The following is a 20,773-nucleotide window of genomic DNA, read 5'->3' as shown; positions in this document are numbered from 1 at the left end:
GATAAAAATAAAATTACAAAACTTAATTTTTAGGTGAATTACAATGAAAATAAAAAAATCTAAAACAAAATTAATCGTATTATCTGTTTGTTCTGTTTTGGCAATTATAGGATTTTTATCATATCGTGTTGAGCTTTATCACAGAACAAATGATCCTAATAAGGAAAGAATATTTGAAATAGAGGATTATTCTCATGACAGGAAATTAACACCGTACGGTACCGAAAAAGATCTTCAATATAATTCTGAATCGATTAGGGCATTTATAATACAAAATTGTCCCGATAATGAGGAGAAAACCAAAGCATTAATTTATGAATTTTTAAATACATATAATTACAAAAATGAAATGGAAAACTGCGGTACGGATAAAATTTATATAGATTTTATGAAACCGAGTTGGAGATTTCCTGTGTATTGGACAGAAAAATGGGATATGAAACATACATGGCACAGAGATGGCAGTTATTTGGCTAATTATTATAACAGCAACAGAGTTGCATGGGTTGAATGTGATGTAAACGGTATTTTGGGAGAAAATTATTATTTTGACAAAACCCCCTCTGATTATTATGTCAGGGGTGGTAAATACCGATAATAGTCGCTACATTGCTAATCGTTCTAATTGTACGGTACAATGGGTATTGGAAGATAATGTTTGGCGAGTTTCCAGTTATGACGAGCGTTCGTGATTCAGAAAAGCAGAGATTAAAAATTTTTCTTGCTTTAGGCTTGAACGAAAAAATATAAGAATGAGGGAGAATAATATGAACAGTAAATTGAAAAAATGCTTACCTTTTATAATTGTGGTTGCACTCGAATTAATATCGCTGATTTTTTATAATGAGGAACATAGCTTTTTGCAGATGAAGTGCATAGGAATACTTGCTATGGGAGGATTCAAATTTGCAATACCAATGCTAATATTTAATGCGGCTTTTGTGTTTGTGTATCTGCTGGCATATAATTATGTGGTGATATTGGTTACCGATACACAATTTATGGCGAAAAAGGTGTTTAAAAATATCGGTATTTTGTTTGCCGTAAGAACAGGTTTTGATATTTTATATTATTTGCTTAACGCATCAGTGACAAATTTAAGTGAAACCTACATTGATTTTTCGTATTTAATAAATTCATCGTTTGCGGTTGTTATGTTTGTGGTAATACTAAAAAATTGTGCAAACATATCATTAAAGGAGATTAAAACCAATGTCAAGGCGAGAAAAAGTGCAATATTTTTTGCTGTAATATTTCTGATTACAAATATTATCTTCTTTGTGTATTCTATTATTATGATAGGCCTTGCTTTGAAGAATTATGAAATTTTTGATAATATGATGTCAGAAAATATATTTATGTATAATTTTATATCTTATTCGTTCTATGTTATCAGTGCGGTTTCATTGACATTACTCGGTGTTTTGTTTATTAACTTTGTAAAAAAAGTTAGTAATAAAGAAAATGTAAACGCTATGGTTTAGCTTGGGATAATTAAAATTCAGGTCACTTTTTTGTGATTTGCGTGTTAAAAAGAGAATAATTAAGTAATACTCCGCCACTTTACAACGATGGCGGAGTATCTTTGTTGAACGGCTTAAAAAATATTTTTCTTTATTCTGTCAAGTGCGCCTTTTTCTATTCTGCTGACTTGTGCCTGCGAAATGCCTATTTCGCTTGCAACCTCCATTTGAGTTTTGCCTCGGAAAAACCGCATTGTCAATATTCTTTTTTCACGGTCGGAAAGGTTTGCAATTGCTTCTTTTACCGCAATTTCTTCAAGCCAGGTTGTGTCGTCGTTTTTGTCACCAATTTGGTCCATAACATAAATGGTGTCATTGCCGTCCGAAAAAACAGGCTCGTACAATGAAACGGGTTCAATTATTGCCTCGAGCGCAAGCACAACATCGTGTTTTGGCACTCCCATTATTTTGGCGATTTCTTCAACTGTCGGCTCTCGGTTTTCTTTATTAGTGAGCTGTTCTTTGATTTGCATAGCCTTATAGGCGGTGTCACGCATTGAGCGTGATACTCTGATAGCGTTATTATCTCGCAGGTATCTTCGTACCTCGCCGATAATCATAGGTACTCCGTAGGTGCTGAAACGCACATCGAGTGACGGGTCAAAATTATCTATCGCCTTGATAAGTCCGATTACACCGACTTGAAATAAATCATCGGGATTTTCACCACGGTTTGTAAAGCGCTGAATTACCGAAAGTACAAGGCGCAGGTTGCCGTTTATCATTGCGTCTCTTGCTTTTTTACGCTCTTGTTCACTGCCGTTCTTTATTGTGTTGAGCAGTGCTTTCTTTTCTTTTTCACTTAGGACTTTAAGCTTAGATGTGTTTACTCCGCAAATTTCAACTTTACCATACTGCAAAAAATTACCCCCAAGCAATTTCTTACAATAAGTATTGCCATAATAGGGGAGATTAATACAGTTATAATAAAAAAGGTTGTGCGGTGCGGTTTATAAATTATGGTTTAGTGCACAGTTTAGCCAAGCAATTATAAAAGTTTGGTCGACCTTTTCAAAGGTCGTGGGTGTGGGCAAAGTCCACAAATACTTTCCGTTTATGCAAGCTAACGATAGCCGAACAGCTCGCTGTTTGGCGGCTTGAACACAACGTCGAATGCCTTTAAATGCGAAAGCAAAAAGAAAAGACATTCACCATATAATGAAAAAAGTTAATGATTTCTTTTATAAAAGGCTATCGCCTGTTTTAACAAACTTAGTTTCAGCACGCAAACAGCGTGGCTGTTTGCGCCTGATAAATTGTTATATCGGAAGATTTTATGAGCGCTGCCCAAACCCGCAATTTTTGAAAAAATTGAGTAAACTTTTTTGTTTTTGGGAGGATAATTTAGCATTAGATAATTTTCAATGCCCGACCGACACTCCGCTAAACCATAATTTAACTCGTTTTAACTCAACGCAACAAAAAAGAGATACCCACGAAAGGTATCTCTTGATTTAATTATTTTGCGTAATTGACAGCTCGGCTCTCTCTTATGATATTAACCTTAATCTGTCCCGGATATTCAAGCTCTTCTTCAATCTTCTTGCAGATTTCTCTTGCAAGCGGAAGCATACGCTCGTCATTTATGACTTCGGGTTTAACCATAATACGAACCTCACGGCCTGCCTGAATAGCATATGAGCTTTCAACACCCTCAAATGAAGATGCAACTTCTTCAAGCTTTTCAAGACGCTTGATGTAGTTTTCTACATTTTCTCTTCTTGCACCCGGTCTTGCGGCAGAGAGTGCGTCGGCAGCCTGTACAAGACAAGCTACAACCGTCTTTGCCTCAACATCACCGTGGTGAGCCTGAATAGCGTGAATAACCGCATCGTGTTCTTTGTATTTTCTTGCCAAATCTACACCGATCTGAACATGAGTTCCTTCGACCTCGTGGTCAATTGACTTACCGATATCGTGTAAAAGACCCGCACGCTTTGCAATTGTCGGATCCATACCAAGCTCGCTTGCCATCATACCTGCAAGATATGAAACTTCAAGTGAATGATTAAGTACATTCTGACCGTAGCTGGTACGATAACGAAGTCTGCCGAGTAACCTGACAAGCTCCGGATGAATGTTGTGTACGCCTGCCTCAAGCACTGCTCTTTCGCCGTCGTGCTTGATTGTAGCGTCAACTTCTCGTCTTGCTTTTTCAATCATTTCTTCGATTCTTGCCGGATGAATTCTGCCGTCTGAAATAAGTTTTTCAAGAGCAATCCTTGCAACTTCTCTTCTTACAGGCTCAAAGCTTGAAAGAGTGATTGCTTCCGGTGTATCGTCAATGATAAGATCAACACCTGTGAGTGTTTCAATGGCTCTGATGTTTCTGCCCTCACGACCGATAATTCTGCCCTTCATTTCGTCATTCGGAAGAGGAACTACGGAAATTGTAGCCTCTGCAACCTGCTCTGCGGCAAGTCGCTGAATTGCAAGAGAAATAATGTTTCTTGCTTTTTCGTCCGCCTCATCCTTAAGCTGCTCCGTATATTCCATAATCTTAACGGATTTCTCATGAGCAAGCTCGTCCTCAAGCTGTGAAAGCAGGTAACTCTTTGCCTGCTCGGCTGTATAGCCGGAAATTTTCTCAAGCATTTCAAACTGACTTTTCTTGAGTGTTTCGATTTCCTCAAGCTTTGCATCAGCGTCTTTTAACTTACGAGAAAGCTTTTCGTCCTTAAGCTCCATGTTGTCAAGCTTTTTGTCGAGGGTTTCTTCCTTTTGCTGAATGCGTCTTTCCTGGCGTTGAACTTCTTTGCGGCGGTCGGCAATTTCTTTTTCGCTCTCGGTTCTGAAACGGTGAACCTCGTCCTTGCCTTCTAAAACAACCTCTTTCTTTTTGGCTTCGGCTGTTTTCATAGCTTCCGACACGATTTTTCTTGCCTCTTCTTCTGCACTTCCGATTTCCTTTTCGGCAACATTTTTACGATAGCTTATACCTGCAAAAATGCCTATGCCCGCACCGAGAAGCAACGCAACAATAATTAATATTATTGCTAATAACGACATTCTGACACCTCCTTGTTTGATTTTTAATTAGATAATAAGTTTAAGTTCAATCAAACAGCCTTGTCGGTGCCGTTAGTAAAGATATTCAATTTTCATTTTTATAAAAATAATTTAATTTTAATATTTTTTATATGCTGTGGTTTGCAACAAAGGTATATTATAACGATTAATAAGTTATAAAAACTAAATAAAAAATATCTATAAATAACGGCTCTGAACGAGTCTGATTAATAAAAAATAGGTAAATTTGCATTAATCCTATTTAACCGCACTAACGGTATTATAAGTATTTTATCCTAATTTAATAAAAATGTCAAGAATATTAATGGCAATTTTGCAAATAAATAATTAAAAAGTGAAACATTCACAGGACAATTTGACAATAGCGTTCGTCAAATTGCAGTAAAAGATGCAGAAATTTTGTAAAATTTTCGTTTTTATGTAAAATTCATAAGAAATTTGTTAAAATTTTATCAAACACTTGAATAACAGCAAAAAATGTAATATAATTAAACTACCTTATAAATTAGGAGGAATTTAAAATGTCAGTAAAAGTTGCAATTAACGGTTTCGGCCGTATCGGTCGTCTTGCATTCAGACAGATGTTTGGTGCAGAGGGCTATGAGGTAGTTGCTATCAACGACCTTACAAAACCATCAATGCTCGCAGATCTTCTCAAGTATGATACAGCACAGGGCGGTTACTGCGGTAAAATCGGTGAGAACCTTCACACAGTAGAGGCTGATGACGAGAACAACACAATCACAGTTGACGGCAAGACTCTTACAATCTATGCTAAGGCTAACGCTGCTGAACTCCCATGGGGCGAGATCGGCGTAGACGTAGTTCTTGAGTGCACAGGTTTCTACACATCAAAGGCAAAGAGCCAGGCTCACATTGATGCCGGCGCTAAGAAGGTTGTTATTTCTGCTCCTGCAGGCAACGATCTTAAGACAATCGTTTACAGCGTAAACGAGGGTACACTTACAGCTGATGATACAATCATTTCTGCTGCTTCATGTACAACAAACTGCCTCGCTCCTATGGCTAACACACTTAACAAGTATGCTGAGATCCAGAGCGGTATCATGTCAACAATCCACGCTTACACAGGTGATCAGATGATCCTCGACGGTCCTCACAGAAAGGGTGACCTCAGAAGAGCAAGAGCAGGTGCTGCTAACATCGTTCCTAACTCAACAGGCGCTGCTAAGGCTATCGGTCTTGTTATTCCTGAGCTCAACGGTAAGCTCATCGGTTCTGCACAGCGTGTTCCTGTTCCAACAGGTTCAACAACAATTCTTACAGCTGTTGTTAAGGGTAAGGATGTAACAGTTGAGGGCATTAACGCTGCTATGAAGGCTGCTGCTTCTGAGTCATTCGGTTACAACGAAGATCCAATCGTTTCTTCAGACGTAATCGGTATGAGATTCGGTTCACTCTTCGATGCTACACAGACAATGGTATCAAAGATTGCTGACGATCTTTATGAGGTACAGGTTGTTTCTTGGTATGACAACGAGAACTCATACACAAGCCAGATGGTTAGAACAATTAAGTACTTTGCTGAATTAGGCTAATCTTAACCTATAATTTATCAGGTATAAACTTTAAGCTGTCTCTTTTGAGGCAGCTTTTTGTTTTTATAAAAATTTTTCTGTTGATATTTACTTTTATACTTTTGTATGTTAAAATTTTAGTGTATAAAAATATTTGCAATGTTTTGCAAAGGAGAACGGAAATTATGAACTCTAAGTTAAAAAACAGTGATACTGATTTTCTTTTTAAAGCAATTCTTTCTCTTGAAAACGAAGAGGAGTGTTATCGCTTTTTTGAAGATTTATGCACAAGTCCTGAACTTAAGGCTATGTCACAAAGACTTGTTGTAGCAAAAATGCTTACAGAAAAAAAGGTTTATTCTGAAATTGTAAAAGAAACGGGTGCGTCAACCGCAACAATCAGTCGTGTAAAGCGTGCTCTTTTTGATAACGATACCTACGGTTACACACTTGTACTCGATAAAATCGCCAAAGAGGAAAACAAATGAGTTACAATATTTTTGCCGATTATTATGATGTATTAATGCAAAATGTCGGCTACAAAGAGCGAAGCGACTACATTTGTGAGCTTATGAAAAGGCATAATCACGAATTTGGCATTACACTTGACCTTGCCTGCGGTACGGGCAGTCTTACTACGGAGTTGGCACTTAAGGGCATAGATGTTTACGGAATTGACGCAAGTGCGGAAATGCTTAGCGAGGCAATGCAAAAGTCGAGCGAAAAAGGGCTTAATATTTTATATTTAAAGCAGAAAATGCAGAATCTTAACCTTTACGGCACTATAGATACCTGTATTTGTACGCTGGACAGCATAAATCACATTACAAAAGAAGAAGATGTGACAAAGACTTTTGAGCGTGTAGCTTTCTTTATGGATAAAGACGGTTTGTTTGTATTTGATGTCAATACCGTTTATAAACACGAACAGGTGCTTGCAAATAATACATTTGTATATGAAACCGATAAGGTATTTTGCGTGTGGCAGAATACTTTACGGGAAAACTGCGTGACGGATATTGACCTTGACTTTTTTGAAGAAGAAAACGGCATTTATTATAGAACAAGCGAGAGCTTTTCGGAGCGTGGATATTCAAGAGAAAAACTGACGGAAATGCTTGTAAATGCGGGTTTTGAACTTGAGGCTGTATATGGAGATATGAGTTTTGACGAACCGAAAGCCGACGAACAAAGGCTTGTTTTTGTGGCAAGAATGAAAAATCCAATCAATAAGGAATGTTAACGGGAGAATAATATGGATAAAATTATAAGATGTATAACATCGGACGGTGCAGTAATGGCATCGGCTATTGATGCGTCCGATATTGTTTTTAAGGCACAGAAAATTCACGGACTTTCAAGAAGCGCTACTGCGGCACTCGGCAGACTTTTGTGTGCGACTTCTATGATGGGCGCAATGCTCAAGCAGAAAGACGCATCAATTAACCTTAGAGTATCGGGTGACGGAGAACTCGGACCCGTAATAGCGGTTGCGGACAGTAAGGGTAATGTTCGTGGATATGTAGGAAACGCAAATTGCCCTACCGAATACTATAACAACGGCAAAATCAATGTTTCAAAAGCAGTAGGTAAAAACGGTGTGCTTAATGTAATGCGTGATTACGGTTCAGGCGACCCGTATATCGGTCAGGTTGAGCTTGTAAGCGGAGAGATTGCCGAGGATATTACCAATTATTTTGCAACAAGTGAGCAGATTCCCACAGTATGTGCGCTTGGCGTTCTTATTAATAAAGAGGACGGCGAAGTGATGCTCGCAGGCGGATTGCTTATTCAGCTTTTGCCGGGTGCTTTTGAAGATACAATTGAAAAACTTGAAAAGAATCTCGAAACTCTCGAGCCTGTTACAACTATGCTTGCAAAGGGAATGAGTATTCTTGATATATGCAAAACCGCTCTTGCAGGCTTTGAGGTAGAAGTGCTTGACGAGTACCCTGTAAAGTATGTTTGCACTTGTTCAAGAGAAAAACTCGAAAGACTTTTCTGTACAATGAGCGACGATGAAATTCGTGCAATGCCTGATGAAAACGGCAGAGTAGTGGCTAATTGTCATTTCTGTAACAAGAAGTATATCTTTAATAAAGAAGACCTTGAGAAGATTATTAAAGAGAAAAATTCCAAGGATAACACTTCCAAAGACAAAAAGTCAAAAGAGTAAATTGTCGTAAAATATCGTGTTGCTTTGCTTTTGTAAAGTTTTTTTGAAAAAATTCAAAAAAGTGTTGACATTTGAGCAGATATGGTGTATTATAATACCTGTCGCTAAGAGATACGACAAACGAAAGCGAAGCGACAAAGGCAATGGGAGCATAGCTCAGCTGGGAGAGCATCTGCCTTACAAGCAGAGGGTCATAGGTTCGAGTCCTATTGTTCCCACCATTTGGCCCGGTAGTTCAGTTGGTTAGAACGCTAGCCTGTCACGCTAGAGGTCGACGGTTCGAACCCGTTCCGGGTCGCCAAATTTTGCCTCTGTAGCTCAGTCGGTAGAGCAGGGGACTGAAAATCCCCGTGTCGATGGTTCGATTCCGTCCGGAGGCACCAAAAATGCGGATGTAGCTCATCTGGTAGAGCGCCACCTTGCCAAGGTGGAGGTAGCGGGTTCGAGCCCCGTCATCCGCTCCAATAAAAACACTTGTAAGTCAAGTGCTTTTTTATTCTCAACAAATTGATAATTTAATATGTATTTTTGAGTCTTTACAGACCGAAACAAAGGCAACAGTTACCAAATGGGAGCATAGCTCAGCTGGGAGAGCATCTGCCTTACAAGCAGAGGGTCATAGGTTCGAGTCCTATTGTTCCCACCACATTTGGCCCGGTAGTTCAGTTGGTTAGAACGCTAGCCTGTCACGCTAGAGGTCGACGGTTCGAACCCGTTCCGGGTCGCCAATTTTTTGCCTCTGTAGCTCAGTCGGTAGAGCAGGGGACTGAAAATCCCCGTGTCGATGGTTCGATTCCGTCCGGAGGCACCAAAAATGCGGATGTAGCTCATCTGGTAGAGCGCCACCTTGCCAAGGTGGAGGTAGCGGGTTCGAGCCCCGTCATCCGCTCCAAAAGAAAGCACTTGTCAGCAGACAGGTGCTTTTACTTTTTGAAAATTAAGTATGCAAAAAAGTAATGCTTACGCATTATGGGGTAAATAAAGGTTCTGTTCTGAATGTTGGCATAACAATAATAAATTATTGTTTAGCTGATTGCTTTATTAAGCAATTATAAAAGTTTGGTCGACCTTTTCAAAGGTCGTGGGTGTGGGCAAAGCCCACAAATACTTTCCTTTTATGCAATCTAACGATAGCCAAACAGCTTGCTGTTTGGCGGCTTGAACACAACGGCGTTAGCCTTTAAAAGTGCGATAGCAACAAGAAAGCCATTCGATATATAATGAAAAGTTAATCATTTCTTTTATAAAAGGCTGTCGCCGCATCCGAAACATATGCAACCTAAAATACCGCATAAGAGCATTATAATTGATTTTTTCTTTGTCATAGAATTACCTCTTTTCAACATATAGTTAGTCTAAACTAACTATATACATATATTACCACAATATAAAATATTTGCAAGTTATAGCAGATATTTATTTTGTGGTAACTGATTTTATATTTTTATTATCGGCGTTGTGAAGTCTGCTCCGCACTTTTTAGGCGGATTTACAGCTAGTGAAAAAACATCTGTTGCGAAAATTTCTGTTTTAAGTAATTTTTCTGTATTGCCTCCGAGTGACAAACCTTTTTTTACAGAGGTTATAACGGGGAGAGTACAGCTTTTCAGGATTTTTGCACCGTCATTTGTAAAGCCGAGCACTCTTGCATAGCACGGTTCTGTGTTTTGAATTTCTTTTGTTATATTCAAAAGTGCGCATATTAAAATTCTGCGTAGTCTTGCAAGTGTGTAACGCTTTGATTTTACGGCAAACAATATTTCATTAACAGAATTATATTCGTGCACTGCCGTGTAAATTCTGTTTTCAAGTCCTTCGGTTACATCGGGTAAATCGGCAAGCTGATGAACAGACATGGAGCGCAATTTATACAGCAAGGCGGTTTCCAAATTATCGGGCAGAGCAAGCTCTGTCGGTTCAAAAGGAGCAAACTCCGCAATATTTTTGCCTTGCTTTAATTGTTCTCTTATATATGATGCGGAGGCAAAACCGTTTTCAGTGTTTTCGCTGTCATGTTCAACTCCCTCACGACGGATTGGCAGTGGTGATATGTTGCTCGGCAATGCTTTAAGATATTCAACGGCAAGCACATTGTTTGGTGTGGCAAGGATTTTGGCTGTTTTATCGCCGTATATTGCACGCACGGCAGATTCAATTGCTTTCGGATAATACGAACCGTTTTGCATTTCCTTTGCCACAAGCGATTGTACGGCAGTATTTTTATGTGCGTCGGCTGTCTGTTTCAAAAGTTCAATATTACTGTTTTCACAACCGAATGCAAGATGCGTGAGTTGTGAGAAAGATGAGAGAATTTTAACTCCGCTTTTTGCAAATACTTCGGCATTTGATACGGCATAGGCGACAGGCAGTTCTATTACAAGGTCAGCGCCGCCGAGCAGGGCAGACTTTGCCCTTGTGAATTTGTCTGTAATTGCGATTTCGCCACGCTGTGTAAAGCTTGTGCTCATTACAACCACAACAGGCTCGTTTACAAGGCTTTTTGCCTTTTGTATTAAATATTTATGTCCGTTATGAAAAGGGTTAAATTCGCAAATTATGCCGATTGCCATAGCATTACCTCGAAAAAGCAAAAAATTATTGTCAGATATTAAAAAAATCACTTGAAAACTATTATAAAAAGTTTTATCATTATAATGTAACACTCACAGAGTGACTTTTAATTGTCCTCAGATATATTATATATCAAAAATCGCTTTAGGACAACTAATATAGTTGAAAGGATGAATAATAATGAAGGTTCTCGTTATTAACGCAGGCAGCTCATCACTTAAATATCAGCTTATTGATATGGACAGCGAAAAGGTACTTGCAAAAGGAAACTGTGAAAGAATCGGTCAGGAGGGTGCATTTATCGGTTTTAAAGCTCCTGACGGCACAAAAATTGAACGCAAAACAGAGATGGTTAATCATACACAGGCTTTTGAGGCTGTTAAGGACGCACTTCTTGATCCGCAGTATGGTGCAATCAAGGATTTGTCAGAGGTTAGCGCAATCGGTCACAGAGTAGTGCAGGGCGGCAGCTATTTTAATAAGTCGGTTCTCGTAACAGACGATGTTATCAAGAAGATTGAAGAGCTTGCTCCTCTTGCTCCTCTCCACAACCCCGCTCACATTCAGGGTATCAATGCTTGTACAAAGGTATTCGGCAAAGATGTTCCTCAGGTTGTAGTATTTGATACCGCTTTCCATCAGACAATGCCGGAAAAGGCTTATATGTTTGCTATTCCATATAAATACTATGAAAAGTACGGTATCCGCCGTTACGGCTTCCACGGTACTTCTCACCGTTATGTATCACAGAAAATGGCTGAACTTATGGGCAAGAATATTGAAGATACAAAAATCATTACTTGTCACATCGGCAACGGTTCATCAATCACAGCTATCAAGGGCGGCAAGGTAATTGATACATCAATGGGTCTTACTCCGCTCGGCGGCTTTATGATGGGTACTCGTTCAGGTTCTCTTGACCCATCCGTAATTACATTTATTGCAGAAAAAGAGAATGTTTCTGCAGAAGAAATGCTTAAGATTCTTAATAAGGAATCAGGTCTTTTGGGTGTATCGGGTGTATCTTCCGATGACCGTGATGTTTGCGCTGCAGAACAGCAGGGCAACCACAGAGCACACCTCGCACACGAGATGCTTTATTATCAGATTGCAAAGACAATCGGTTCTTACTATGTTGCACTCGGCGGTTGTGACGCTATTGTATTTACAGCCGGTATAGGCGAAAATCAGCCACAGCTCCGTGAAACCGTATGCGATTACATTTCTTGCCTTGGTGTAGAGATGGACAAGGAATTTAACAAGAAAGCAAAGTGCGGCGTTACAGGCACACTTTCAACTCCAAACTCAAAAATCAGAGTTGAGCTTATTGCTACTAACGAAGAACTTGTTATTGCAAGAGATACAAAGGAAATTGTAGAGGCTCTTTAATTAAAACTACATATAAAAATAAGGTGGCTGTTCGTAGCGGACAGCCACCTTTTGCGTTACACGGAATCATTATTAACTGCAGTATCGGAGTCGGTATCTCTGAATAAAAGTGAAATACACCAAATTGCGGCGAGCGCAACGAGAATGTAAACAATTCGGCTTATAATTCCTGTCTGACCGCCGCAAATCCAGGCGACAAGGTCAAACTGAAAAATACCTACACAGCCCCAGTTAAGTCCGCCTATAATTAAAAGCGTCAGGGCAATTTTATCAATCATAATAATCCTCCTTAATTATAATTGTAAAAATATTATTGACGCTTTTAAAATAAATATTCAGTTGTTTTTATGTTCTGATAATTTTGTTTTGTATAGCTTTATCAATATAAAATATAATTAGTGCGCTTGTAATAGTCATTAATATAAAAAGTATAAATGAAATCGGTTTAGATAATCCAAAATTATCAACTGAAGTTACACTATTTAAAAAAGCATAGTGAGTAATATATATTGGATATGACAATTTATCAAAAGTTATCCAAATATTTGATTTTGCAATTTTTATAAATATTGTAAATTTGTTAACCAAATAATTACAAATGAAATAAGTTGATACAGCTAATCCTAAATGAGTAGCGGAAACGATCAGTAAATAAAAATTATTAATAGAATTATCAAAACAATATTTGCCTACTAATCTGATGCCAATAGAAGCTAAAAATAAAAACAAGCCATAAATAATGAATATCGGCAGTGTATTTTTTACTTTGAATTTAGAAATATAATATCCTAAAAAATATGTAACAAAATATTCAAGTGAAATATATGGTATGTTAAAACACATCATTATTTTTGGAATAAACCAAGCAGCAACAAGTATCAGAATTATTACAGCTATATTGAGTTTATGCTTTTTTTCAATCTTTTTAACTAATATTGTCAGTAAATAGCAAATAAGAATAATTGTAACAAACCACAAATTTCCTAAAGGTTTAATTTCAGAAAATGGTATGAAAGGAGTTATAAAATTAATGCCTTGCAAGCAAAATAAATATTTTATTGCTTCCAAGCCATCAAATCCATTTATTTTAAAATACACTATGGAAACAGGAATAACAAACAAATAAAATGGAATTAACAGTTTTTTTACTCTTGTCAAAAACCATTTAGAAGGGCTATTGATTTCTTTATTTGCATAAAGAAATCCAGAAATGAATAAAAAAATATATACGCCATAATTAAAAAATTGTTCTAAAAAAGCTATATCAAGCCAACTTGCAATATGACAAAGTATTATAAATAGCATACCTAATACTCTTAGTATGGAAATGCAATAGTTTCTTCCTGTATTTTGATTTACACTCAAATTTTTACTCCTTTACATTAAAATTTTCAAACGAAAGTTAATCAGGAAAAATAATCGGGAACAATAACATAAAGATTAAAAACATAAATCCGAGGCCGATTACGGCAAGTCCGATAATACGGGTAATTTTCGTTGCTTTTTTCAGCTTGTACTTTGAAATCATATTTTCGGTGGGAAACGGAAGTAAAATAAGCATTATGCCGAGAATATCGCAGCTTGCGACCGTAATTATCATTCCCGCAGTTCGCAAAAACGCAAAAAGAAAAATTCCGATAGGAATACCGAAAAAGCAAATCATATTTATAATGCTGAACAATTTACCGTACTTTTCGGTAGTTTCGTAATATTTATTTGCATTGCCGTGACATTCTTCACTGCAATATTGTTCAAAATAGGATATTTCTTTTGCGCAATAATCACATTTTTTCAAGTTTTCAGAACCTTTCACTTATATTATAAACTATTCTAACACATTACACCGCTTTTTTCAATGATATTTAAGTGAATGGAATGGGAAAGATGTTTATAATGCCTAACAAATTTGTAAAGGTAATTAACATTATATTGTATTTATAAACAATATATGCTATGCTTTCTTTGAGGAGATGGTAGAATGTCTAATTTTTTTGTGGCTCTGTATGCGGTACTGCCTATGTTTATAATGCTTGCTATAGGTTTTACTGTGCGAAAAATGAAGGTGATTGAAGAGGCTCATTTGCCTGTGCTTAACAAAATCGTTTTTAATGTTTTCTTTCCGTTCTTGATGTTTAACAATATATATGCTTTTGATTTGTCGGCAGATTTTAATGCATCACTTCTTTTGTATGCGGTTGTTGCCGTAGCGGTTATTTACGGTTTGTCGGTTGGTTTTGCTTTAATTTTTGAAAAATCAAATAAAAGTCGTGGCGCGCTAATCCAGGCGATTTACAGGAGTAATTTTGTGCTTATGGGTTTGCCGATTGTAGGTAATATCTTTGGCAGCGGCAGACTTGGTATGACATCTATGCTTGTCACGGTTATTGTTCCGATGTATAATATTCTGGCTGTAATAACACTTGAAGTATTCAGGGGAGAGAGTATAAAAATTACAAAAATACTCAAAGGCATAGTTACAAATCCGCTGATTATCGGCTCGGTTGCAGGTATTTTGTTTGCGGTTTTCGGTATTAAATTACCTGAAATTGCAGAGAGCGTTATTTCTGATATGGCGTCGGCGGCAACACCGCTTGCGTTGATTGTGCTCGGAGCATCTTTTGAATTTGCAAGCATAAAAAGATACAAGAAAAACCTTATTGCGGTTATTTTTGCAAGACTTATTATTGTGCCTGCAATCAGTCTTTCCGTAGCTATTATGATTGGTTTCAGGGGAATTGATTTAGTTTCGCTTATCGGAATTTTTGCATCGCCCTGCGCTGTGTCTTCTTATACCATGGCAAGGCAAATGGACAGCGATTATGAATTATCGGCAGGTACCGTAGTTTTTACAACTATGCTTTCGTGTTTTACTTTATTCGGCTGGATTTATTTTTTAAAAGAGTTAAATTTCTTCTGATGTACAAATTGCACAAATATCGCATACAAAGCTTATACAACATATATAAATGGCTGATTTTGAATGAAATTAAAAAATATGCTTGATTTTGAAGTATTATGTGCTATAATAAAGCCATAAGATAAATTATAACAAATTTTCAATTATATGTTTTGAAAAAGTTTATAGTTATTTCTTTCTTTTAATTTTTGTGAGCATAGAAAAGAGCAAGACTTTGTCTTGCTTTTTTCTTTTTCTGTGTTTTTTGCACATATAATATTGTTGTATAATAGATTACATATTCAGAACAAAAAAATGACAATCGAATAAAATTTACTAAAATGATAAAAAGTATTGACAAAAATAATTAAATAGTATATATTTAAGATGTACTATTTAAATTAATACAATAAATCCAATGAGTGCAATTTATAAGATTGGAGGTAGAATAATGATTCAGATTGACTTGACATCAAGAGTACCGATTTATGAACAAATTTGTACCAATATAATTCGTCTTGCATCAGCGGGAGTATTGAAGCCGGGTGATAAATTGTTGCCTGTAAGAAGTCTTGCATCTGAGCTTGGCATTAACCCTAATACCGTAGCAAAAGCATATAAATTGCTTGAAAATGACGGGTATATTGTATCCAATGTCGGACGGGGAAGTTATGTATCCGATAAACTGACAAAGGATTGTGCCGAAAGAGCCATGGCGCTCGATGATTTTAAACAGAGCACAAAAATAGCAAATTTACTGAGCGTTGACAAGGCAGAGCTTAATAGAATTATTGAAAATATTTATAACGGAGGTGGCATTGATGATTGAAATTTGCGGACTTACCAAGAGGTTCGGCAAGGTTAATGCTGTAGATAATATGACCGTGAATATTCCAAACGGTGCGGTTGTAGGTCTTGTAGGCAGTAACGGTAGCGGTAAATCAACACTTTTGCGTATGCTTGCGGGAGTATATGCACCTGACGGAGGAACTGTAAAAGTTGACGGCATACAGCATTTTGATAATCCCGTAACTAAAGGGGAATGCTTTTTTATACCTGATTTCCCGTATTTTTACAATACAAGTACGGTAGAGAGTACGGCTTTTCTTTACAGACGACTTTATCCGAATTGGAGCGAACAGGAATATAACAGACTTTGTTCGATTTTCCCGATTAACATAAACGCACCTATTATTAATATGTCAAAGGGTATGCAAAGACAGGCGGCGCTTATTTTGGCGCTTTCAACCTGTCCGAAATATTTATTCCTTGACGAAATATTTGACGGTCTTGACCCTGTAGTAAGACATATGCTCAAAAGCCTGCTTGCCGAAAAGGTGGCAGACAATAAAACAACCGTTGTAATTGCCTCTCATAACTTGAGAGAGCTTGAAGATTTGTGCGACAGACTTTGCCTTATGCATAGGGGACATATGATGCTTGAGCGTGGTATTGACGATTTAAGGCACGGCTTGCGCAAGGTACAGGTGGCATTTACGGAGTTGCCGTATAAGCCGAATATATTTGAGGGTATTAATGCAATTAATATAACCCGCAACGGCAATATATTTAATCTTACAATAAAGGGAACGGAAGAGGAGTTTATGCCAAAGCTTAAGGCACTTAATCCTGCTTTTGTTTCTGCAATACCTCTTACTTTGGAGGAAATATTTATTAGTGAAATGGGGGCGGCAGGATATGACATCCACAGTATCCTTTAAAGATAAGCTCAAGCAGATTTTTTCGGTTATTCTATGGGATTTGAAAGGCTGTAAAGGCTCGTTGATGGTATATACGATTTTGGCGTCGGTATTTACTGTAATAATTTTTACACTTGTTTTTGTGCTTACGGCAGATCAAACCTCATTTTCGCCTTTGTTTTCAACTGAAAGTTCACCGAAAATATCTCTAAGCGAAAAAATGCAGGTTTTTCAGGTTATTTCATCTGGCATTATCGGTTTTCTTACACTTATTTTTGCTATTATTTATACTGTGCAGATATTCTCGTATATGCACAACAAGCGTAAAGTCGATTTTTACGGTTCGCTTCCTATAAGCAGAGCAAGACTTTTCCTCGCCAAGTACGGTGCAGCTTATTTGTTCTCTATCATTCCTATGCTTGTGTTTATGGGCATTATTGCTATTGCGTCTGTTTGTACGGGTACGCTTTTACTTCCGCAGGTAACAAATATGTATGTTAATTTTATTGTGGGTACTCTTGCCTGCATAAGCGCATACGGTTTTCTGTCTGCTTGCTGTGGTACTACATTTAATACTGTTATTATGTTTATTGCGGTTTGTGCCTGCTATCCGTTATCTATGGTTTTTGTAAGGGCTTATATCGACGCTTTCTTTACAGGCTCATACACGGGTAATTTTTCTGACAGTTTTATAACAAATGCACTCAATCCTATTTCTGCTTACTTTGGCAACAATCTTATTTATTGGATAATTTTCAGTGTAGTCTGCATTGCTTTGGGTACATTGCTGATTATGAAGAGAAGATCCGAAAGAGCGCAGACTTCATTTGCTTATTACATTCCTTGCCATATAATAAAAGTTATAGTTTCATTCCTTGCAGGTATGTTCCTCGGAACTATGTTCGGCGCTATAAATGTTTTTGGCAATGGCGTAGGCGGTTTTGTTTTTGGTTTTATTCTTGCAAGTGCGCCGACATTCCTTATCGTTCATATGATTTTCTACAAAGGCTTAAAGCAGATTGTAAGAACTATTCCGATTTATGCAGGTCTTGCTGTTGTGGTAATTGTCGGTGTGGTTCTTATTAATCTTGATGTGTTCGGCTACAATACTTATGTGCCTAAATCAGAAGATGTAAAGAGTGCGGGTTTGATTTGTTCAGAGTATAGCACTGTCGGCAAGAATATATCGAAATATTACACAAAGAGTGCGGGCGATTTTACAGACGAAGCTGACATTAAATCTATTATTAATGTTCACAATGAAATTCTCACCAAGAAAAAGACGAATACAACTTCTAAGGCTAAATTTTCAAGTGTGTGGGGCAGTATGCTTTACAATACCCTCAGAGAATATGCAAGCGACGAGATAATTACCGTTGCCTACAAGCTAAACAGCGGAAGAACCGTGACAAGATACTATTCTAAGAATCTGCTTGAAATGGCTGCGACATTTGATTATGAGCCGATTGATTATACCGATGATACATATGATGTTGATTACGGTTATAGTTCATCTGGATTTACACAAATTTACACTGCCGCCAAACCTGTGCTTTCATCAAAGCCGTATATTATGAAATACTCGGGTGTGGCAAATGCCGGTCTGAACGAAGATTTCCAAGTAAGCAGTGTGACTGTTCATGCTTTGACCAAAACATATTCCGAGGACAGTGTATATTCGTCGACCATAGAAAACTATGGCGAGTATTCATATGATGAAAAAGAAAAAGATCCAAAAGAAATTGCTGAAAAGAACAGTATTATGAATGATATAAACGCAGCATTTAAAAAAGACCTTGAGGCTGACACTGCTTATCTTAACGGTGTTTTGTATGATCCGTTTGCACTTCTTTACAATGATGATATTTTTTATGATTCTTCTAATGACGAGGATTCGGTTTACAGCTTTGATTCTCTTAAATATATCAGAGAAAAGTATTCTAAGGATTATGTCTGCAAAATTCAATTAACATATACTAATTATGATCCTGAAAAAGCTAAAAAATTTATTTTCGGTACTAACAGTACAGAAGAATATGAGTATTACTTTGTACCGAAGTCATATACAAATACCATTGAGGTACTCAAAAAGTACGGCTTACTTAAAGCTGACTATACACTTAATAAAAACTCTGAGTATTTTAATGTTCCTGAATATGGTGATTACGACACAGTATATGAAAGATAAATAAATTACAGAGCGATTGTGTTGTGCAGTCGCTCTGTTTTTCTTTGACAAAGGGAGAGTAATCCATTATTATATTAGTAGTAAAAATGTTAGGAGATGACAGCGGTGGAATTATACAAAGGCAGACCGCAGAATATTGAGGGAAGACTTGACAGGGAAGTCAGAGTATATGATTTGCTCGACAGCCTTGGCATAGAGTATCTGCGAACAGATCACGGCCATGCCGATACTATGGAGGCGTGCAATGAAATTGACAAGGTACTTGATGTACTTATTTGTAAAAATCTGTTTTTGTGCAACAGGCAGAAAACTAAATTTTATCTTTTAATGATGCCGGGGGACAAGCCTTTTAAAACAAAGGAACTTTCAAGTCAAATTAATTCGGCAAGACTTTCTTTTGCGTCTGCCGAGGCTATGGAAGAGTACCTTGATATTCTGCCGGGGTCTGTAAGCGTTATGGGACTTATGAACGACAAAGAAAACGCAGTCACTTTGCTTGTAGATGAAGATGTTTTAAAAGGTGAATATGTAGGATGTCACCCGTGCGTGAATACATCGAGCCTTAAAATAAAAACAACAGATGTTTTTGATAAGTTTTTAAAAGCAGTAGGGCATACGGCAACAGTTGTACATTTGACAGGTGAATAAACATAAGTATAAAAGACTTCTGCAAATGGAAGTCTTTTGATGTATATATGTAAAATTTTATTTACATTGCATTTGATATATGATATAATGCTGATAATAAACATTTATGGAGGTTTATCTATGCAATACAAAATTGAGGGAGGTTCACTTCCGATAGTGGAAGTATCTCTTGAAAACGGCGAAACTATTATTACACAGGGCGGCGGAATGGTATGGATGTCACCTAACCTTAATATGGAAACTTCAGGCGGCGGAGTAGGCAAGATGTTCGGCAAAATGATGTCGGGAGAGTCTATTATGCAGAACCGCTACACAGCTATGGGCGGTCCGGGTTTCATTACTCTTGCTTCATCTTTCCCGGGTTCAATCATTCCTTTTGAGATTCAGCCTAATATGCCTATAATCGTTCAGAAATCGGGTTTCCTTGCAAGTTCTGCGACTGTTGAACTCTCTGTACATTTTAATAAAAAAGCGGGTGCAGGCTTTTTTGGAGGCGAAGGATTCATACTTCAAAAGTTATCGGGTTACGGAACTGCTTTTGTTGAGATTGACGGCTACTGCAAGCAGTATAACCTTGCACCCGGTCAGCAGATTGTTGTTGATACAGGCAACCTTGCTGCAATGGATGCATCTTGTCAAATGGACATCCAGCGCATTAAGGGAGTTAAAAATGTACTCCTCGGCGGAGAGGGATTGTTTAATACAGTTATTACAGGACCGGGCAGAGTGTTCTTACAGTCACACCCGATTTCAACAGTAGCGGCAGCTATCCGTCCTTTTATTACAACAAACTAAGTTAATAGCTACATAATTTCTGGAGCTGTAAAAAACAACCCAGATAAAAAGCGACTGCATTCTAACCGAAAGGTAGGAATGCAGTCATTTTTGTGATATAATTTATTTGTAATGAAAAACCATATAAACAAGGTATATTATACACCGTATCAATTAAAATTACCACCTAAAATTGATAAAATAATAGAAATTTCTGATCCGGTATATACATTTAACGAGGTTTTTCGTCATATTGATCTAAATAACACCTTGACGAAACAAAGATAACTGCCAATGCAAATAAATACAGCCGGGTATGGAAGAAAAGCAGTATAAAGCA

Annotated in this window: 19 protein-coding genes and 8 tRNA genes; 21 read left to right on the top strand and 6 right to left on the bottom strand. The window is 37.4% G+C overall.

What is annotated here, in order from left to right; all coding sequences use genetic code 11:
* Positions 1 to 43 precede the first annotated feature (43 nt).
* Complete coding sequence (locus H8R91_RS06110) at positions 44 to 598, top strand: hypothetical protein (protein ID WP_186935270.1); 555 nt, start codon at positions 44 to 46, stop codon at positions 596 to 598.
* Between the two features lie 169 nt (positions 599 to 767).
* Positions 768 to 1,484, top strand: coding sequence for a hypothetical protein (locus tag H8R91_RS06105; RefSeq protein WP_186935269.1), 717 nt, complete (start codon positions 768 to 770; stop codon positions 1,482 to 1,484).
* 113 nt (positions 1,485 to 1,597) lie between these two features.
* Here the strand turns inward: H8R91_RS06105 and sigG are convergent, their stop codons facing one another.
* Positions 1,598 to 2,383, bottom strand: coding sequence for an RNA polymerase sporulation sigma factor SigG (gene sigG / locus H8R91_RS06100; protein ID WP_186935268.1), 786 nt, complete (start codon positions 2,381 to 2,383; stop codon positions 1,598 to 1,600).
* Positions 2,384 to 2,981: 598 nt separating this feature from the next.
* Positions 2,982 to 4,532 carry a ribonuclease Y gene (gene rny / locus H8R91_RS06095; protein WP_022234350.1) on the bottom strand — a complete coding sequence of 517 codons (1,551 nt, stop codon included), beginning with the start codon at positions 4,530 to 4,532 and terminating at the stop codon, positions 2,982 to 2,984.
* 542 nt (positions 4,533 to 5,074) lie between these two features.
* Between rny and gap the strand changes: the two genes are divergently transcribed.
* The 12 genes from gap (at position 5,075) to H8R91_RS06035 (ending at position 9,159) form a co-directional block, all read left to right on the top strand.
* Positions 5,075 to 6,112, top strand: coding sequence for a type I glyceraldehyde-3-phosphate dehydrogenase (gene gap / locus H8R91_RS06090; protein WP_022233849.1), 1,038 nt, complete (start codon positions 5,075 to 5,077; stop codon positions 6,110 to 6,112).
* 164 nt (positions 6,113 to 6,276) lie between these two features.
* Positions 6,277 to 6,579 carry a YerC/YecD family TrpR-related protein gene (locus tag H8R91_RS06085; protein WP_022233850.1) on the top strand — a complete coding sequence of 101 codons (303 nt, stop codon included), beginning with the start codon at positions 6,277 to 6,279 and terminating at the stop codon, positions 6,577 to 6,579.
* Positions 6,576 to 7,334 (top strand): class I SAM-dependent DNA methyltransferase, encoded by a 759-nt coding sequence (locus tag H8R91_RS06080; RefSeq protein WP_186935267.1) that lies wholly within the window; start codon positions 6,576 to 6,578, stop codon positions 7,332 to 7,334. Before H8R91_RS06085 ends, H8R91_RS06080 begins: the two co-directional genes overlap by 4 nt.
* Positions 7,335 to 7,346: 12 nt before the next feature.
* Positions 7,347 to 8,267 carry an Hsp33 family molecular chaperone HslO gene (gene hslO, locus H8R91_RS06075; protein ID WP_022233852.1) on the top strand — a complete coding sequence of 307 codons (921 nt, stop codon included), beginning with the start codon at positions 7,347 to 7,349 and terminating at the stop codon, positions 8,265 to 8,267.
* A 145-nt stretch (positions 8,268 to 8,412) separates the two neighbouring features.
* A tRNA-Val gene (locus H8R91_RS06070) sits at positions 8,413 to 8,488 on the top strand.
* Positions 8,489 to 8,491: 3 nt separating this feature from the next.
* Positions 8,492 to 8,568, top strand: a tRNA-Asp gene (locus tag H8R91_RS06065).
* A gap of 6 nt (positions 8,569 to 8,574) precedes the next feature.
* A tRNA-Phe gene (locus H8R91_RS06060) sits at positions 8,575 to 8,650 on the top strand.
* A gap of 5 nt (positions 8,651 to 8,655) precedes the next feature.
* Positions 8,656 to 8,731 (top strand) — tRNA-Gly (locus H8R91_RS06055).
* A gap of 106 nt (positions 8,732 to 8,837) precedes the next feature.
* Positions 8,838 to 8,913 (top strand) — tRNA-Val (locus H8R91_RS06050).
* A gap of 5 nt (positions 8,914 to 8,918) precedes the next feature.
* A tRNA-Asp gene (locus tag H8R91_RS06045) sits at positions 8,919 to 8,995 on the top strand.
* Positions 8,996 to 9,002: 7 nt separating this feature from the next.
* A tRNA-Phe gene (locus H8R91_RS06040) sits at positions 9,003 to 9,078 on the top strand.
* A gap of 5 nt (positions 9,079 to 9,083) precedes the next feature.
* A tRNA-Gly gene (locus H8R91_RS06035) sits at positions 9,084 to 9,159 on the top strand.
* Between the two features lie 544 nt (positions 9,160 to 9,703).
* Here H8R91_RS06035 and H8R91_RS06030 read toward each other — a convergent pair.
* Positions 9,704 to 10,837, bottom strand: a complete 1,134-nt coding sequence (locus tag H8R91_RS06030; RefSeq protein WP_186935266.1) for a tRNA(Met) cytidine acetate ligase — start codon at positions 10,835 to 10,837, stop codon at positions 9,704 to 9,706.
* Positions 10,838 to 11,018: 181 nt separating this feature from the next.
* On the opposite strand from H8R91_RS06030, the gene H8R91_RS06025 reads away from it, so the two are divergent.
* On the top strand, positions 11,019 to 12,227 hold the full coding sequence (locus H8R91_RS06025; protein WP_022234184.1) for an acetate/propionate family kinase: 1,209 nt from the start codon (positions 11,019 to 11,021) through the stop codon (positions 12,225 to 12,227).
* Positions 12,228 to 12,283: 56 nt separating this feature from the next.
* On the opposite strand, the gene H8R91_RS06020 is transcribed toward H8R91_RS06025, so the two are convergent.
* The 3 genes from H8R91_RS06020 to H8R91_RS06010 form a co-directional block, all read right to left on the bottom strand.
* The gene (locus H8R91_RS06020; RefSeq protein WP_022234185.1) at positions 12,284 to 12,505 is read right to left on the bottom strand and encodes a DUF378 domain-containing protein; all 222 of its coding nucleotides are present in this window, start codon (positions 12,503 to 12,505) and stop codon (positions 12,284 to 12,286) included.
* Positions 12,506 to 12,572: 67 nt separating this feature from the next.
* Positions 12,573 to 13,592, bottom strand: coding sequence for an acyltransferase family protein (locus tag H8R91_RS06015; protein ID WP_186935265.1), 1,020 nt, complete (start codon positions 13,590 to 13,592; stop codon positions 12,573 to 12,575).
* Positions 13,593 to 13,629: 37 nt separating this feature from the next.
* The gene (locus H8R91_RS06010; protein ID WP_186935264.1) at positions 13,630 to 14,022 is read right to left on the bottom strand and encodes a hypothetical protein; all 393 of its coding nucleotides are present in this window, start codon (positions 14,020 to 14,022) and stop codon (positions 13,630 to 13,632) included.
* A gap of 183 nt (positions 14,023 to 14,205) precedes the next feature.
* Between H8R91_RS06010 and H8R91_RS06005 the strand changes: the two genes are divergently transcribed.
* From H8R91_RS06005 to H8R91_RS05980, 6 genes are all read left to right on the top strand, one after another.
* Positions 14,206 to 15,144, top strand: a complete 939-nt coding sequence (locus H8R91_RS06005) for an AEC family transporter (RefSeq protein WP_022234187.1) — start codon at positions 14,206 to 14,208, stop codon at positions 15,142 to 15,144.
* 430 nt (positions 15,145 to 15,574) lie between these two features.
* Positions 15,575 to 15,952: a GntR family transcriptional regulator gene (locus H8R91_RS06000; RefSeq protein ID WP_186935263.1), complete on the top strand. Its 378-nt coding sequence runs from the start codon at positions 15,575 to 15,577 to the stop codon at positions 15,950 to 15,952.
* Complete coding sequence (locus H8R91_RS05995) at positions 15,945 to 16,844, top strand: ABC transporter ATP-binding protein (protein ID WP_186935387.1); 900 nt, start codon at positions 15,945 to 15,947, stop codon at positions 16,842 to 16,844. Before H8R91_RS06000 ends, H8R91_RS05995 begins: the two co-directional genes overlap by 8 nt.
* Positions 16,822 to 19,011, top strand: a complete 2,190-nt coding sequence (locus tag H8R91_RS05990) for an ABC transporter permease (RefSeq protein WP_186935262.1) — start codon at positions 16,822 to 16,824, stop codon at positions 19,009 to 19,011. Before H8R91_RS05995 ends, H8R91_RS05990 begins: the two co-directional genes overlap by 23 nt.
* A 96-nt stretch (positions 19,012 to 19,107) precedes the next feature.
* Entirely contained in the window at positions 19,108 to 19,659 is a 552-nt protein-coding gene (locus H8R91_RS05985) for a prolyl-tRNA synthetase associated domain-containing protein (protein WP_207722737.1), read from the top strand.
* Positions 19,660 to 19,779: 120 nt separating this feature from the next.
* Positions 19,780 to 20,454, top strand: a complete 675-nt coding sequence (locus H8R91_RS05980) for a TIGR00266 family protein (protein WP_186935261.1) — start codon at positions 19,780 to 19,782, stop codon at positions 20,452 to 20,454.
* The last annotated feature ends 319 nt before the right edge of the window (positions 20,455 to 20,773 follow it).

Origin of the sequence: Ruminococcus intestinalis, assembly GCF_014288065.1 — a bacterium.
In the GTDB taxonomy this organism is placed as follows: Bacteria; Bacillota; Clostridia; order Oscillospirales; family Acutalibacteraceae; genus Ruminococcoides; species Ruminococcoides intestinale_A.
Note: the sequence above shows the minus strand (reverse complement) of the source record. Positions and strands in the feature narration are given on the sequence as shown.